A 15,357-nucleotide genomic window follows, 5' to 3' on the forward strand; every position below is an offset into this window, starting at 1 on the left:
GGTCAATCCGCTGCTCGGGCCGACCAGCCTGACGCAGCCTTATCAATCGACCACCAACAGCATCAACACCAATCCCATCTCGGGCGCAAACCTGATCGATCCGGCCAACACCGTATACGGCATCGTCACCGACAACTCGGCGATAATGGTCGCTGCGAAATATACCCTCGACAATGTCCGGTTCTATGCCGGCTTCGAACATATTCTGTACAAAAATCCGGCCCACCCGCTGGGCATCGGCGCCACCGCGCAGGGCGGCTATATCCTCAGCGGGGTGGAGGACAACAACCTTGATTCCGACAAGAACGTCGCGGTGTTCTGGACCGGCGTGAAATACACATACGCCAAAAAGACCGATTTCACCCTGTCGTACTATCACGAATACCAGTACGATTTCCGGATTCCGCAAACCTGCACCCCCAGCTCGATGCGCGCGTCATGCGCCGGCGCGCTGGATGAAGTGTCGTTCTATGCCGACCATCGTTTCAACCGGCGTTTCGACACCTTTGCCGGGATTACCTATTCGGCCGTGACCGGTGGGCTGGCCATCGCCATTCCGCATGGGCCGGGCGTTCCCTATTATCACAACAACAACACCGCCCCGGTCGTCGGCGCGCGTTACGCGTTCTGACCCATCGCACCGCCCGTCGTGCACACACCGCGACGGGCGGAACCGGACGTCACTTGGAGCCATATTCGCGATAAAATCCAATATGATCGGCTTGCCCTGTGCAAAGCCTCGTGTCAGTCAGGCGGCGGGGTGATTCTGGGGGACATGGTCTGACACGCAGAAATCTGGTCGGCGCGTGCCAGGCAATTGTTCTGACATCGGCTGTCGTTACCCCCGCCGTCGCGCAAACCGCGCCGACCCAATACAAGGCGGCAGACTTGTTCGCGATGGCGGAGCGCGCGCTGGTTGCGGGCGACAGCAAAACCGCGATCACCATTTTCAGCGCGCTGGAACACGATCCTTCGGTCGATATCCGGTGCGAGGCGCGGTTTCGCCATGCGCAAGTGCTCGAACGGTCGAAATCCTGGACGCAGGCGGCGCTGTTGCTGCGCGCGATCCTCGATGAAAAGCCCATGGCACAGCCCGCACGGCTGGAACTGGCCAAAGTGCTGGCCGCGATGGGCCACGAGGGCGAGGCCCGGCGTCAATTGCGCGCCGCGCAGGCAGGTGGCTTGCCGCCGCAAGTGGCCCGCGCGGTCAACCAGTTTGCCGCCGCGCTGCACGCCGCCAAACCGTTTGGCGGCTCGTTCGAACTGGGCCTGTCGCCCAGCAACAATATCAACCGCGCCACATCGTCGCCCACGCTCAATTCGGTGCTCGGCCCGCTCGACCTGTCGCACGACGCCCAGGCGCAATCGGGACTGGGGTTGAACATCGGCGGGCAAGGCTATGTGCAGGTTCCCGTCTCGACCAAAGTCGCCCTGACCGCGCGGCTGTCGACGCAGAACCTGCTCTACCGCGACAGCGAATTCAACGATTCCACTTTTGCGGGCGATGCCGGAACCGTGCTGATCCTGGGCAAATCGCGCATCCGGCTAAGCGTCGGCCCTTCCTACCGGCTCTACGGCGCGCATCCCTATACTATTGCCATCAACACCACCGCCGACTGGCAGCACCCGCTGGGCAAACGCGCGCAGATCGACCTGGAAAGCGATTTCAGCAAAGTCACCTACAAGACCAACGCGCTGCAAGATGGCGATGTGTTTGGCGAAACGCTGTCGATCGAACGCGCGTTCAGCGCGCGCAACGGCGCCAGGCTGTCGCTGTTCGGGCAGCGCACCACCGCCGCCGATCCTGGCTATGCGCTGATCAACGGCGGCACCGGCCTGCTCGCCTGGCAGGAACTGGGCAAGACCACGGTCTATGCCACCGCCGGCATCAGCCATCTGGAATCCGACGCGCGGCTGTTTCTCTATACCGACCGCCGTATCGAATGGCTGACCCGTGCGGGCCTGGGCGCGACATTCCGGCAGATCCAGATCAAGGGCTTTTCCCCCCTGGTGCGCATCAACTACGAACACAATGCCTCGACCGTGGGTATCTATGCCTACCACCGCTTCGGCGCGGACATCGCGATCACCCGCGCCTTCTAGGCAAAGGCCTTGAACAGGCTGCGCCCCAGCACGCGCGGGTCGTGATCGTGGCGGGTGACCGGGGGGATCGGGCGGCTGACACCCGTCAAGGCATAGACCGCAGTTTGGGCGGCGCGCACCGAATATTCGACGGTGAACACGACATCATCGGGGATTTCGACAAACTGGCTGATGAAGCCGAGGTTGGTCGATCCTTTGGGCACCGGCAGCGGGCGGTCGCCGGGTTTGCGCGGCATGAACATCGCGGTGATATAGGGCAATCGGCACGGCACGCAGGTGGCCTCTTCGAACACCGCGGAATCGAAATTCAGATGGCCGCACAGTTCGCGCAGGATCTCCGCGCCGCCGCATTCGCTCATCGGTTTGGCCACGAAATCGCCCACCCGGTCAGGATGCAGCGCATAGCCCCAGAACACCTGCACGCCTTCGGGCTGATCGGGAAAATGCGGTTGATGATACAGCACCACCGACATCAGCCAGCGCGAATCCTTGAACGTCACCAGCCCGCCGGTGCCCGCCGCGTTGCCGCTGAACGCCTGCATCGCGTCAAAAAAGCGCGGATTGCGGCATGTCACGGTAAAGCTTTCCCACAGGCTTTCGGGAATCGAGCGGTTGAACGCCGCCGGATTGCCGAATTCGGGGCGCCCTTGCGCGATCTTTTCCCACAGCGCCCAGCCCTGGCTGTCGGCCCGGGTCAGCTTTGGCGGCGGGGTCTCGTGCGTGCCCAGACTGGTGGCGTCGGTCATCGATCCGTTCTGATAGAACACCAGCGTGTCGTGCCGCGTGTCGATACACTGTTGCTGCCCGTCGCGCTCGATGGTCAGGCTGGTGACGGTGTGGCGGCGTTCGCCCGACTCGCTATCGGTTTCGATGCTGATATCGGTGACCAGGGTGTTGCCTTCAAAGCGGACACCCTGCGCAGTCAGCCAGCGTTCGAGCGGCAGCACGATCGAATCATACTGGTTGAATTCGGTCCGCTTGACCCCGCCCAGCGTTTCGATGCGCGGAAATTCGTTCATGAACCGGTGCAGATAGCGCTTCAATTCGACCGCGCTGTGCCACACCTGAAAGGCAAAGGTGGTCTGCCACATCAACCAGAACGGCGTTTCGAAAAATGGCGCCGACAACCAGTCGGTGATCGCGCTGTCACCCAGCCGGTCCTCGCTCGCTTCGAGCAGGCGCACCAGTTCCAGCCGGTCGTGCATCGACAACCCCATATGGCGCACTTCAAGCTTGTGCCGGTGGCGATCGACCAGCCGCGCGCGCGAATGGGCGACATGGTCGGTGTTGAAGGCCACCGTGCGCGCACGCACCGACTCGCCCGATGGATCGAGCGCGGGAATGCTGTCGAGCAAGTCCCAGGTGCATTCGTAATGTTCGGTGGTCAGCATCCGCCCACCGCGCAGGCTATAGGCGCCATCGGCCAGCCGCGATCCATCGAGCGCACCGCCAAACACGTGAGGGTGCTTTTCGAAAATGGTGATGTCCCGTCCGTTCATCCCGGCATCGCGAACGAGAAAGGCCGCGCCTGCCAGGGCGCCAATGCCGCTGCCGATGAAATAGGCCTTCATGGGAAATCTCCGGGTTCGAACTGTCACCTGCCGCACCCGGCGATGCGCCACCGGCGCCACGCGATCCTTGATGCAGCGCAAACACATTCGGGGCGGCGCAAAACTCATTTCAGTCAGTCCGGCTTTGCGGCTATCTGCATGGTGTTGAATCGGGACAGCATGTCCCGGCGGGAGAGACCCATGACCCAGCTTCGTGCCATCGGAAAATCCGATCTGACCACCGTGCCGCTGATCCTGGGCGGCAACGTGTTTGGCTGGACCGCCGATGAGGCCACCAGTTTTGCTGTGCTCGATGCCTTCGTGGCCGGTGGCGGCAGCGTGATCGACACCGCAGACGTCTATTCGGCATGGATACCCGGCCATCAGGGCGGCGAATCCGAAACGGTGATCGGCGCATGGTTGCGGCACCGGGGGCGGCGCGACGACGTGGTGATCACCACCAAGGTCGGCATGTTGCCGATCGGCGAGGGCAAAGGGCTGCAACCCGCGCATATCGCCACCGCCGTCGAAGCCTCGTTGCAACGCCTCGGCACCGACTACATCGATCTCTACCTCGCCCATCAGGATGACGACACGCAGGATCAGGGCGCCGTTGCCGAAGCGTTCGGTGCGCTGGTGCGCGCGGGCAAAGTGCGGGTGATCGGTGCGTCGAATTTCAGCGCCCAGCGGCTGGATAGCGCGATGGCCGCGCAGACCACGCGCGGGCTGGCGCGCTATCAGGCGTTGCAGAACGAATACAACTTGCTCGAACGCACCGGGTACGAAGGCGCGGTGCAGGATTACTGCGTGGCGCACAGCATTGGCATGACACCGTTTTTCGGGCTGGCCTGCGGATATCTGACCGGCAAGTATCGCACGCCTGCCGACGTGACCGGCGCGCGCGCCTATCGCGTGGGCAAATATGTCGAAGGCCATGGCCCGCAAGTGCTGGCCGCGCTCGACACCGTGGCCGCCGCGCATGGCGCCAGCCTGGCGCAGGTCGCGCTGGCGTGGATCGCCGCACAACCGGGTATTGCCGCGCCGATCGCCAGCGCGACCAGCGTGGCCCAAGTCGAGGATTTGCTGGGGTCGATCCATCTTGCGCTGACGGCCGAGGATCTCGCCTTGCTCGATCAGGCCAGCCGCGTCTGAGTGTCAATGCCTGACCGGCGTTTCAGCGGGCTACCCGCAGGCGGGATTGTCGCACTGCTGTTCTGGCTGGTGCCGGTGGCGATCGCCTGGGCGATATGCCGCAACACGATCTCGCTGGCCGATCTGGGCTGGCAGTTGCAGCTTGGCCGGCTGATGATGGCGCAGGGCCCGTTCCTGCGCGAACCGTTCGTCGCCACGCATCTTGGCGAGGCGCTGGTGCCCAATGCGTGGCTGGCACAGATCGGCTATGCGCACGTGCTCGACGCGATCGGCTGGAAGGGGTTGCGCGCGCTCGATGCGGTGATCTGGCTGGCGGGGCCGATCGTGGCGATCATGCCCGCGCTGCGACGGGCGACCCGCCCCTTGTCGTTGCTGGTGGCGCTGGCGATCGGCCTGGCGGTGGCCCTTCCGTCGGCGACCATCCGGCCGCAGAGCTTTGCCTCGCTCGGGTTCGGGCTGACGCTGGTAGTGTTGTACCAGGTGCGGTCATGGCGCACGGCGCTGGCTGTGGGTCTGCCGCTGTTTGTGCTGTGGCAAAACCTGCACCCTTCGGTGCCGATCGCGGCACTGACCATCGGCGCGGTTGCCGCATTGCGCTGGGTCCGCCACGGCCTTGGCCAGGGCGATCGTCCCCTGGCGCTGACGATGCTGGCGCTGGTGGCCGCCGTGGCCGTACTTGCCACGCCGGCGGGCTTTGCGATCATCGCCTTTGCGCGCACCAATGCGATGGCCAGCCATACCTTTGGCGCGACTGAATGGCTACCGCTGTGGGACCCTTATCAGCGCTATGCCCTGTGCACGGTGCTGGCGTCGGGGCTGGTCGTGCTGGCGGTCGCGATCAGGCACCGGCACACGGTCACCGATGGCGAAGTGGTGCCGGTGCTGGTCACTTTTGCCATGGCTATTAGCGCCGAACGCTTCATGCTGTTCTATGCCATCGCCATCATCCCGCTGCTGGCACGGATGACCATCGGCAGCGCGCCGCCGCGCACGCACAGCCTGCGTCGGATCGGCATCGGCCTTGCGACATGCGCCGCACTGGTCGTCGCGGTGTCGCTATGGCTGCCGGTCAGGCCCGAACGCGCCAATGGCCGGGCGGTGTTCGCCGCGCTCGCCCACACCGCGCCCCGCGGCGTGGTGTTCACCGATCCGGTGCTGGGCGGAGCGGTGATCGATGGCGGCTATCCGGGCTGGACGGTGGCGTTCGATGGCCGGTACTATCTCTATCGCAGCGACGAAGCGGCCCTGTCGAACCGCACCAATTCCGACCCCCGCACGCTCGACACCATCGAGCACAGATACCACCCCTGTGCCTATGCGCTGATACAGGCGAGCAGCCCGGCGCTGGTCCGCGCGCTCGCCGCGCAACCGGCGATCTGGCACAGGGCCTATGACAATGGCACATCGGTGCTGTTTGTGCGCACAGACCGGCCCTTTCACGGTTAAGCCCCCCTTGCGAAGGACCTGATGCGCTGTCACAACGCGCCCGCCCAACCGGCGCCGGGGCGTAACCGCAGGAGTGGCCGTGAGCTACGAATACAGCAGCAGCAGTCAGAACTTCACCTTTCCCAACCCGCTGCGCGAACACAATCTGTTTGTCGCAGGCGCTGCGATGGTGTCCGGACTGACCGGGCTGGTCCTGCTGTTCCAGGCGCGCGCGGCGCTGCACACCGGCGCGCATGTCGAGGCGCTGGTGGCGGCGGCGGTGGCGTTCCTGCTGGTTTCGATGGGCGGATACCTGCTGTTTCAGGTGTTCAGCCAGTTGCGGTTCTTTTTCGGGCGCGGCCGCCCGCAAGGGCTGGCCCCGCAATTGCAGCCCGACCAGACCGGCACCAGCAAAGCGGCCGAAACCGCGATCAAGGAAACACTGCGCCAGCAGGCGCTGGAATATCCCGAACCGTCCGATCCGCTGTCGGGACTGCTTTATTATCTGGTGCCCGATCTGATCTATGCCCCGCGCCCGGTGCGCACCTTTGCCGAACGGCAGTTTCAGGCGGGCATGCTGACCGTGGCGCTGCTGATCGGGCTGGTGGTCTCGGCCATTCTGGGCGGCGGTGATGGCGGCGGGCGCGTGTCGGGGTGGGTGGCGATCATCCTGTTCGTGATTTCGGCGCCCAGCCTGCTCAATCCCAGGGCCGGTGCGCGCGCGGAAGTGGGCATCAACGTGCTGTCGGTGCCCAAGATGACCGCGCTGATCGCGTTTTCAGTGCTGGGCCCGGTCGCCATCGCGCTGGTCGGCAATGCCCTGCCCCCATCACCGTTCGGCATCGGCGCAACGACGCTGCTGTTGCTGCTGGTGCTGGCGGGCGTGCTGCACGGCCTGTTCTTTGCCGCGGTGATGCGCCACCGCATGGCCGCGCCCTCGACCAACGTGTCGATGATCCAGGACACCTGGAACATTTCGGTCAATCCCGCGCTGGTTTCAGCCGAATTCATGCGCGCGATGCAGGATGCGTGGTGGGAAAAAATCCCCAATCGCCGCTATTGCCGCGTCGATCCGGTGGTCAATCTGGACCAGCGATCGGGCCAGTTTCAGGGCAGCATCGTCGAGGAAACCCAGCCGGTGCCGTTTGTGATCGACGGCGCCGATGGCGATCGCCCGTTTGCCTCGGGCAATCCGGCGATCATCACGCTGATCAACGGCTATGCGCTGGTGCTGACGGTGCTGGCCTGCGTTGCCAGTTACATGCTGGTCGGTGCGCTGACAGGCGGCGGCGCGGGCATCGGCTCATTGGCGGCGTGCACGCTGTTTGTGTGGGCGCTGGCCAAGGCGGCGTTCGATGTGGCGCGGTTCCTGACGCTGCGGTTCGATTTCCGGTCAAAGCTGATCTGGATGGACATGAACGGCACGTATGCCGCCGCCGAAGTCGGGCAAGGCAACCGCTATACCTCCAACCTCCATTCCAGCAGCCAGGTCGTGCAGATCGAAGGCATGACCTTCCGGCTGTGGATGGCCGAAGTCCATTCGGTGGCGTTCGGCAAGGACGGCCAGCGCCATATCCTGTCGATGCTGGGCAAACCCGACGAAGCCGCCAGTCTGGCCAAGCGGCTGAAGGATTTCATCACCAGCCAGGCGGTGATGGTCTCGGTCGGCAGCAGCGGCGATCAGGAACGCGCCGCCCGTGCGGGGATGATGAACGCGCAACTGGGGCTGGGCAACGCGCCGATGCCGTTCGACCGCATTCCGGGGCGGCCTGAGACCGATCGCGACCGCTGACCGTCACCCCGTCGCGGGCACCAGGTCGAGCGGCGAATGGCCCAACGCCACCAGCCGTTGCGCGCGTTTCCAGTCGGCTGACAGCCATTCCTGCCAATGGTCGGGCGGCAGGATCAGCGGCAGGCTGACGATCCCGCCCAGCGATCCCTCGGTGGTGACGATCGCATAGCTGGGTATTTCGCTGTCGCGCCAGATCCCGGCAAACGCGATCACCGGGCAGTCCGGCACGGCCAGCCATTGCGCGCGCCCGCCGCGCGTGGCGCAAAAAGCGGTGGCCGGGACCAGACAGCGAAATTCGGTGTGGCGCAAAGTGCCGATCCAGAACGGGCTTTCCAGATTGCGCACGTGGGTGACCGCATGCGTCCCGCGCGGCGGCGGTGGCACACCCCACAGGCGCGGGATCAGATAACGGCTGCCAGTCTTGCCGCGCACCACCACCGGGGCAAAACCGCCGGGGATCACGCTGCCGCGCTGCCACACGTCCCTGCCGGCATCGGCATCGAACGTCGCCGCAATCTGCGCCGCCGGGGCATCGAGGCGATAGGGATGAACCACCGCAGCTAGCCCAGACGCAGACCCAGTTGCGCCAGCAATTGCGCAGCCTGATCGCGCGACACCGTGGCGCCCTTGAACAGCGTGGCATCGAACAGCCGCAATCCGCCCAGATCGCACCCGCGCAAATCAGCCTTGTCAAACCGCGCGCCCGCCAGATTGGCATCGCGCAGGCTGCACGCCTCGAACACCACATCGCGGAAATCGCATTTGCGCAGATCGGCCTGTTCCAGATCGACGCGGCGCAAGGTCTGTTTGCGGAACGACTGCCCAGGCAATTTGGCGCCGATCAGCAGGCATTCCTCGAACCGCGCGTCGATCAGCGCGGCATCGGACAAGTCCGCCCCGGTCAGCTTGCACCCGGTAAAACCCGCCCCGGTCAGCCGCGCATTACGCAGCGCGGCGTTGTTGATGTCGCAGGCGTTGAACACCGCATCGGTCAGATCGGTGCCTATCATCGCCGCAAACGGCGCGCGCACCGATTGCCAGCGGCTTGCCTCCAGCCGCGCGCCCGACAGCGCGATGCGCCGCATGTCGCAGCGATCGAACTGCCACCCGGTCAGATCGAGGCCCGCCAGATCGGCCTCGGCCAGATCGCACTGGACCAGACGCCAGGGCCCGTCTTGCGCGATCAGCGCGGCGCAATCGGCGCGGGTCAACGTGCGATCGGTCAGCGTACGGCCGTGGGTCATGCGGTCAGCCAGAATGACAGCCCCGCCGCCGCCCCGCCCAGCGCCAGCGCCACCACCATCACCAGCATGTTGGCCAGGATCGACGCGCCCTGGGTACGGCGGCCAAACGCCTTGCGCGGGGTCGGGCGTTCGAGCCGCAACTGGATACCCGCCGCCGTGGCCGTGCCAAGCAGGCCAAGCGGCACCAGCGCCACCACCATGATCGGCGCACGGCTGGCCAGACCGAGCGCGATCAGCGCCAGCAGCGGCGCGGCCATCAGCATCGTCACCACCAGCTTGGCCCGCCGCAGCGTCGCGCGGGCGACCGGCGCGACGGTCAGCAGATCGGGAGTGTCTTCGCCCGAAATCACCAGCCAGGCCAGATCGCCCGACAGTTGCGTGGTGACGAACACGCCCGCAAACACCAGCGCGGGCAGCAGCACGAACTGGTGTTGCTGCAACAGCAACAGCATCATCGGCACCAGATAGACCAGCCGCAGCAGCATCGTTGCCAACACTTGCGGGTTGCGCCACACCAGCGCGATTTCCTTGGTCAGGATCGCGCGCACCAGCGAAGGGGTAAACCGCGCGCGCAGCCCAGACCGCGCCGCGCCGCGATGCAGCAACGGCACCCCGCGCTGCCCCGCCTGTTGGAACGCCCTGGCAAAATTGCGCTCGAACAGCCAGCCGGTGATCGCGAACAGCATCAGTGCCCCTGCCACCACCACCAGACCGGCCAAAGGATTGCCGAACCCCGCGCGCGCCGGCAGGCTGCCCAGCCCGGCCTGGCCAAACCGGTGCGCACGCGCCCAGCCATAGACCAGCGCAAACCCGTTGTGCCGACCGGCATGCCCGCCAAAGCGGATGGCCTGGCTGGCGATTGCCATTGCCCCGCCAAACAGCGCGATCGTCACTTGCGCCACGCTGCGCGCCGCGCGCGGGCCGGCCAGCCGCACGATCACCAGCATGACGCCCAGCCCGCAACACGTTGCCACCAGCACCAGCGCGACCAGCAGAAGCAACGCACCCGCCAGCGCCGGGTGCCCCAGCACGATCACCGGCACCAGCGGCGGCAGCACAAAGAACGCTTCGGATATCAGCACGGTGCCCGCGATACCGACCAGTTTCGACCACAGCACGACGCGCGGCGCGATCGGCGCGCTGAACAACAGATCGAGATCGTCGCTGCCATAGATCGCCGCTTCGGCACGCGACAGCGCCTGGCTGATCCCGAACGTGAACATCACCAGCGCGGCCAGCGTCATCACCGTCAACGCCGCCGGGCTGGGCCCGATCGGCACGTTGCGCAGCGTCAGCGCGATGCCGATGCCCGCCGCGACAAACACCGCTAACAGCACGCCAACCACGATCTTGCGCCGCAAGCCGCCTTTCGCATTCGACCGCCAGCCGATGCGCAGATTGTGCGCGATCAGGCCGGGCAGGCTGGCAGGCGCAAACCGCGTCATCGCGCGGTCAGGCGGATGAACGTGTCTTCCAGCGTGGCCTCGTCCGGCCCTGCCAGCGCGCGCAAATCGTCGAGCGTGCCTTCGGCCAGCAACCGGCCATCGGCGATGATGCCGATGCGATCGGCCATCCTCTCGGCCACTTCGAGAATATGCGTGGTGATGATCACCGTCGCGCCCGCATCGACTTGCGCGCGCAAGGCATCCTTCACCGCGCGCGCCATCGTGGCATCAAGCCCGGTCAGCGGTTCGTCGAGGATCAGCAGGCGCGGCTGGTGGATCAGCGCACCGGCCAGCGCGACTTTCTGCTTCATCCCGCGCGAAAACCCTTCGCAACGGGTATCGCGCTGATCCCACAAGTCGAGCCAGCGCAACAGCCGTTCGGCCTCTGTCGCGGCCAGACGCGGGTCCATGCGCCACAGCCCGGCGACAAACGCCAGATATTCCGCCGGGGTCAGCTTGTCATACAGCATCGGCTCGTCGGGCAGCCAGGCGGTCACCGCCTTGGCCGCCAGCGGTTCGCGGGCGATGTCATGGCCGAAAATGCTGACTTGCCCCGCATCGGCGTCGAGCAGGCCGGTGACAATGCGCAGCGTGGTGGTCTTGCCCGCGCCATTGGGGCCAAGCAGCGCATAGAGCTGCCCCGGCGGGATGGTCAGCGACAGATCGCGGATCACCGGTTTGTCAAAGGACTTGCGCAAATGCTCGATACGCAACGCCGCCACTTCGCCCACGCACCACCGCCTTGCCCAAATTTGCGTATGCAATCTGTGGCGCGGATCGGCGGTACGCGCAATCCCCGTGACAATCAGGATCCGTTAATCGTGCCTTGGTGGTTGCTGCAAATGCAGACTGGCGATGACATAGCGAACTGCGACAGCCGGAACCAAATCACCCACTGCCCTGGGTGCAGCCAACGCAAGCTGGCGCGTTGCATAAGCACACACCGCTTGATCAGCGCTGGCATCGCCGCTGGAATCGCTGACATCGCAAGCAATGACGCGCCCTGTTTCGCCAAACAGCACGGTTGCCTTTACCGGTCCGCGATAGCTGGCGGGAAGTTGATTGACGTTAAGGTCAAGCTTGACATTGGTGGTCGGAAAGGTCGCGCCAACGCCCCACGATGTGGCGGCGTGAAAGTCGCCGCTGACCGGCGCCCCATGGGCATCCCGGGCAGGGTCGAATCGCGCACGCCTCAACATCAGCTGGCAAGTCGTCTTGTCGAGCACCTCGTACCCGCTTGTTTCAGTGATTGCGCAAGACGTTGCATTTCCTTCGGAAGAGACCCGCAACGCCACGGAAACAACCCCGGCGGCGCCCTCACGCAGTGCCGCATCGGGATAGTCCTCGTATGACAGCACTTTGGCGGCATTTCGCAACTTCGGCGGTTGAATGATGTCGGTTTGGACAATGCCGGGGGTATCTGCGGCAGCAACCAGAAACAGCACTGCAAGCATGATCGAGCACCCCACAGTCACACAGCCGAGTCGCTTGCCCAAGTTCTGAAAAATCCGCGCAACTAAGCATCGGTTACCATTGCCAGGGTGCGCCAGCAAGCAAGCGCAGGTTTGGACGCCGACCTGTCCCGATCCGGCAACAAGGCGCCTTCCCAGCGTCATCATTCGGGGATAGGCCTGCAAGGCATGAGCCATATCGAAGAAACCGTTGCCGCCGCGCTGACCGAACTCAACCGGCTTTATGATCGCGCCGTCGCCACCTTGCGCGCCGATATCGCCGCGTTTGCCGCCGATGGCACGCTGCCCCCCGCCAGCCGCCGCGACGACGGGTCCTATGCCTATCCCGAATTGCGCATCGATCTGCCGCGCGATCCCGACAATGTGTCGACCGGACGCGCGTTCGGGCGGCTGACCCAGCGCGGTACTTATACCACCACAGTCACGCGCCCGGCGCTGTTCGCCGACTATCTGCGCGAACAGCTTGCGCTGATTCTCGAGGATTACGACGTTACGCTGACGGTGCACCCGTCGCGACAGGAAATCCCCTTTCCCTATGTGCTCGACGGGGCATTCGGTGCGGAAATCGGCGTTGTGCGGCCGGCCGATCTGGCGCGGCATTTTCCCACCACGGAACTGGCGGCGATCGGCGATGAAATTGCCGATGCCGAATATGTGGTGGGTGACGGGCCGTTGCCGCTGTCGCTGTTCGACGGGTTGCGCACCGATTTCAGCCTGGCCCGGCTGGCGCATTACACCGGCACGCGGACCGAGGATTTTCAACGCTATATCCTGTTCACCAATTACCACCGCTATGTCGATGAATTCGTCGACTGGGCCGGGCGGCAACTCGATGGCACGCGCTTTGTCGCGCTGACCGGGGCGGGCGGGCTGGCCATCGACAGCGCCACCGACGATGCGCGCGCGCGGCTGTCCGACACCGCCTGGCGGCGCCACCAGATGCCCGCCTATCACCTGGTCGCGCCCGATGGCACCGGCATCACGCTGGTCAACATCGGCGTTGGCCCGTCGAATGCCAAGACGATCTGCGACCACCTGGCCGTGCTGCGACCCGAGGCCTGGCTGATGATCGGCCATTGCGGCGGCCTGCGCCCCACCCAGCAGATCGGCGACTATGTGCTGGCCCATGCCTATCTGCGCGACGATCACGTGCTGGATCCGGTGCTGCCGCCCGAAATCCCCATCCCCGCGATTGCCGAAGTGCAAGTCGCGCTGCAGACCGCTGCCGAACACGTCAGCGGGATCGGCGGCACCGATCTGAAACGGCGGATGCGCACGGGCACCGTGGTGACCACCGACGATCGCAACTGGGAACTGCGCTTTTCGCATTCGGCACGGCGGCTGAGCCTGTCGCGCGCGGTTGGCATCGACATGGAGTCAGCCACCATCGCTGCGCAGGGCTATCGCTTTCGCGTGCCCTACGGCACCTTGTTGTGCGTGTCGGACAAGCCGCTGCATGGCGAGATCAAGCTGCCGGGTCAGGCCAACCGCTTTTACGAGGAAGCGATTGCCGCGCACCTGGCGATCGGCACCACCGCCTGCGAACTGCTGCGCCAGCAAGGCGGCCGCCTGCATTCACGCAAGCTGCGCGCGTTCAATGAACCGCCGTTTCGGTAAAATCCGTTGCGAAATCGCCGCGCGAGCTAATAGCCAAATTGAACCGATTTGTGGATAACGCCCTGCCCCTGGCGTGATAGTATGTCAGCCTTGCTATTGGCGGCGGGGGGAAGAGTGAAGGACGAACAGGCCATTGCACAGCAAGCCGACGAGATTTTGCTGCACGACCTGAAGGATCGCGTGTTCACCCGGCAACTGGCCGAAGTCTATCTGCTGATCGACAATGTTTCTTCGGTAAGCAGCAAGCAAATGCCGAAGGCCCCGTTGAGCAACGAACTGTTTACAAGTGCATTTGCCAATCCCAACGCCTGGTTGAGCGAAATCTGTGCGATCCCGTGGCCGCCGCACATCAAGCGCGCCGATCGCGACCATCAGGCCGCCAAAGTTGTCTGCGCCCGTGATCTATTGAACGAAGCGGCAGCACCGGCCAACGGTGCGACGATTGCCTTTACGCAACTGGTGCTGAACCGGGTGCCCATACTCAACGGACCGGGATGGCTATGGCGTCTGTTTCATGCAAAACCAAAACCCGCAACGGCGGAACAGGGCGAACAGCAGACGCAAACACCCTCGCCCATGCTGGCCACCGCGATCAGTTTTGATCCGGGCGAAATGGCGAGCCTGGCCTATCCCGGCATGGTCTCTGCCGCATTCACGTTCCGGATCCTGACGTTTGTGCTGATTGGCGTGCTGATTTTCTGGACCGCCATGACCTTCAGCCTGTCGTGGACGGTTGCCGCAGGTAACACCATGCTTGCCGATTTCCGGCAGGCCGCCAGCGAGGTAACCAGCGCACGCCAGCACATCCTCATCGCCCAGCAACCCGCTGGCGCCAACGGTGCGGCGCAAGCGTCGGCCATTCCCCAGCCAGCCGTACCTTCGGCCAACGAAGCGCAGCATGACGCCGCCAGCGAAACGCTCGACCGCCAGACCGGCGTGCCCGGCCTGACCCCCGACGCTTTTTGCGGTGACGCGGACAAATCCACCACCAATCCCTTGCTGCAATCACTGGCCCATCACAAATTGTGCGAGGATCTGTTGGCGGCCGATACCCATCTGAACGATGCCCAGGCTGATTTGGCGCAGTGGAGCCATCAAGAACGCCGGTGGTTCGAATTGGCATGGCTGGCGGCTGTCCGCCCCGGTCGTGATCCGCTGAACCCGGGCGAGGCTGGCCGGATCAATGCCGAATGGATTTCGGCCTGGTTGCAGGTCATGGGCAATGTCATCCTGCCCATTTTCTATGGCGTGATTGGCGCGGGCGCAGCGGTTGCGCGCAATTTGGCCGGCAAAGTGCGCGACACCTTGCTGACGCCCCGGGACGGAATTCTGGCGTGGATCAACATCGGCCTCGGCGGCATCATCGGCGGGTGCATCGGGCTGTTCATCACCCCCGATGCAACCGGCCAGACCACTGCGCTTGGCCACTTGTCCACCTCTGCCCTGTGTTTTCTGGCCGGGTTCAGCGTCGAAGGGGTCTTTCAGATGCTCGAACGCTTGGCCTCAACCGCGTTCAGCACACAAAACCCCGCCAAAAAAACCTGATGTCACGCATCG

The 15,357-nt window shown here is 64.6% G+C and carries 13 protein-coding genes; 7 read left to right on the top strand and 6 right to left on the bottom strand.

The window, feature by feature from the left end; translation table 11 throughout:
• On the top strand, window positions 1–631 hold a 631-nt coding region (locus AQZ49_RS15450; protein ID WP_197411079.1), incomplete at its 5' end, for a porin family protein.
• Between the two features lie 266 nt (window positions 632–897).
• A complete protein-coding gene (locus AQZ49_RS15455; protein WP_067617435.1) occupies window positions 898–2,103 on the top strand; it encodes a surface lipoprotein assembly modifier in 1,206 nt (401 codons plus the stop codon).
• Here the strand turns inward: AQZ49_RS15455 and AQZ49_RS15460 are convergent.
• Entirely contained in the window at window positions 2,100–3,674 is a 1,575-nt protein-coding gene (locus AQZ49_RS15460) for an oleate hydratase (RefSeq protein ID WP_067617439.1), read from the bottom strand. The genes AQZ49_RS15455 and AQZ49_RS15460 overlap by 4 nt on opposite strands.
• Window positions 3,675–3,854: 180 nt before the next feature.
• On the opposite strand from AQZ49_RS15460, the gene AQZ49_RS15465 reads away from it, so the two are divergent.
• The 3 genes from AQZ49_RS15465 (at window position 3,855) to AQZ49_RS15475 (ending at window position 8,022) form a co-directional block, all read left to right on the top strand.
• The gene (locus tag AQZ49_RS15465) at window positions 3,855–4,805 is read left to right on the top strand and encodes an aldo/keto reductase (protein WP_067617441.1); all 951 of its coding nucleotides are present in this window, start codon (window positions 3,855–3,857) and stop codon (window positions 4,803–4,805) included.
• Window positions 4,806–4,811: 6 nt separating this feature from the next.
• Complete coding sequence (locus tag AQZ49_RS15470) at window positions 4,812–6,251, top strand: hypothetical protein (RefSeq protein WP_067617444.1); 1,440 nt, start codon at window positions 4,812–4,814, stop codon at window positions 6,249–6,251.
• Window positions 6,252–6,330: 79 nt separating this feature from the next.
• Window positions 6,331–8,022: a hypothetical protein gene (locus tag AQZ49_RS15475; protein ID WP_067617447.1), complete on the top strand. Its 1,692-nt coding sequence runs from the start codon at window positions 6,331–6,333 to the stop codon at window positions 8,020–8,022.
• Between the two features lie 3 nt (window positions 8,023–8,025).
• Here AQZ49_RS15475 and AQZ49_RS15480 read toward each other — a convergent pair whose 3' ends face one another.
• The 5 genes from AQZ49_RS15480 to AQZ49_RS15500 all read right to left on the bottom strand — a co-directional run bounded on the left by AQZ49_RS15480 (window position 8,026) and on the right by AQZ49_RS15500 (window position 12,165).
• Window positions 8,026–8,577, bottom strand: coding sequence for an SOS response-associated peptidase family protein (locus tag AQZ49_RS15480; protein ID WP_067617450.1), 552 nt, complete (start codon window positions 8,575–8,577; stop codon window positions 8,026–8,028).
• A gap of 5 nt (window positions 8,578–8,582) precedes the next feature.
• Window positions 8,583–9,266: a pentapeptide repeat-containing protein gene (locus AQZ49_RS15485; RefSeq protein ID WP_067617455.1), complete on the bottom strand. Its 684-nt coding sequence runs from the start codon at window positions 9,264–9,266 to the stop codon at window positions 8,583–8,585.
• A complete protein-coding gene (locus AQZ49_RS15490) occupies window positions 9,263–10,711 on the bottom strand; it encodes a hypothetical protein (RefSeq protein ID WP_067617458.1) in 1,449 nt (482 codons plus the stop codon). Before AQZ49_RS15490 ends, AQZ49_RS15485 begins: the two co-directional genes overlap by 4 nt.
• On the bottom strand, window positions 10,708–11,442 hold the full coding sequence (locus AQZ49_RS15495; RefSeq protein WP_067617461.1) for an ABC transporter ATP-binding protein: 735 nt from the start codon (window positions 11,440–11,442) through the stop codon (window positions 10,708–10,710). Before AQZ49_RS15495 ends, AQZ49_RS15490 begins: the two co-directional genes overlap by 4 nt.
• Before the next feature lie 84 nt (window positions 11,443–11,526).
• Window positions 11,527–12,165: an energy transducer TonB gene (locus tag AQZ49_RS15500; protein ID WP_197411080.1), complete on the bottom strand. Its 639-nt coding sequence runs from the start codon at window positions 12,163–12,165 to the stop codon at window positions 11,527–11,529.
• A gap of 186 nt (window positions 12,166–12,351) precedes the next feature.
• Between AQZ49_RS15500 and AQZ49_RS15505 the strand changes: the two genes are divergently transcribed.
• Together AQZ49_RS15505 and AQZ49_RS15510 are read left to right on the top strand one after the other, a co-directional pair.
• Complete coding sequence (locus tag AQZ49_RS15505) at window positions 12,352–13,800, top strand: AMP nucleosidase (RefSeq protein WP_067617467.1); 1,449 nt, start codon at window positions 12,352–12,354, stop codon at window positions 13,798–13,800.
• Between the two features lie 114 nt (window positions 13,801–13,914).
• Window positions 13,915–15,345, top strand: coding sequence for a hypothetical protein (locus AQZ49_RS15510; RefSeq protein ID WP_067617470.1), 1,431 nt, complete (start codon window positions 13,915–13,917; stop codon window positions 15,343–15,345).
• Window positions 15,346–15,357 lie beyond the last annotated feature (12 nt).

It is taken from the genome of Novosphingobium sp. FSW06-99 (genome assembly GCF_001519065.1).
Taxonomy (GTDB): domain Bacteria; phylum Pseudomonadota; class Alphaproteobacteria; order Sphingomonadales; family Sphingomonadaceae; genus Novosphingobium.

Excerpts from the sequence above, each read along its gene's own strand:
- AQZ49_RS15455 (WP_067617435.1), top strand. The coding sequence starts at position 898 with ATGGCGGAGCGCGCGCTGGTTGCGGGCGACAGCAAAACCGCGATCACC.
- AQZ49_RS15460 (WP_067617439.1), bottom strand. The coding sequence starts at position 3,674 with ATGAAGGCCTATTTCATCGGCAGCGGCATTGGCGCCCTGGCAGGCGCG.
- AQZ49_RS15465 (WP_067617441.1), top strand. The coding sequence starts at position 3,855 with ATGACCCAGCTTCGTGCCATCGGAAAATCCGATCTGACCACCGTGCCG.
- AQZ49_RS15470 (WP_067617444.1), top strand. The coding sequence starts at position 4,812 with ATGCCTGACCGGCGTTTCAGCGGGCTACCCGCAGGCGGGATTGTCGCA.
- AQZ49_RS15485 (WP_067617455.1), bottom strand. The coding sequence starts at position 9,266 with ATGACCCACGGCCGTACGCTGACCGATCGCACGTTGACCCGCGCCGAT.
- AQZ49_RS15490 (WP_067617458.1), bottom strand. The coding sequence starts at position 10,711 with ATGACGCGGTTTGCGCCTGCCAGCCTGCCCGGCCTGATCGCGCACAAT.
- AQZ49_RS15500 (WP_197411080.1), bottom strand. The coding sequence starts at position 12,165 with ATGCTTGCAGTGCTGTTTCTGGTTGCTGCCGCAGATACCCCCGGCATT.
- AQZ49_RS15505 (WP_067617467.1), top strand. The coding sequence starts at position 12,352 with ATGAGCCATATCGAAGAAACCGTTGCCGCCGCGCTGACCGAACTCAAC.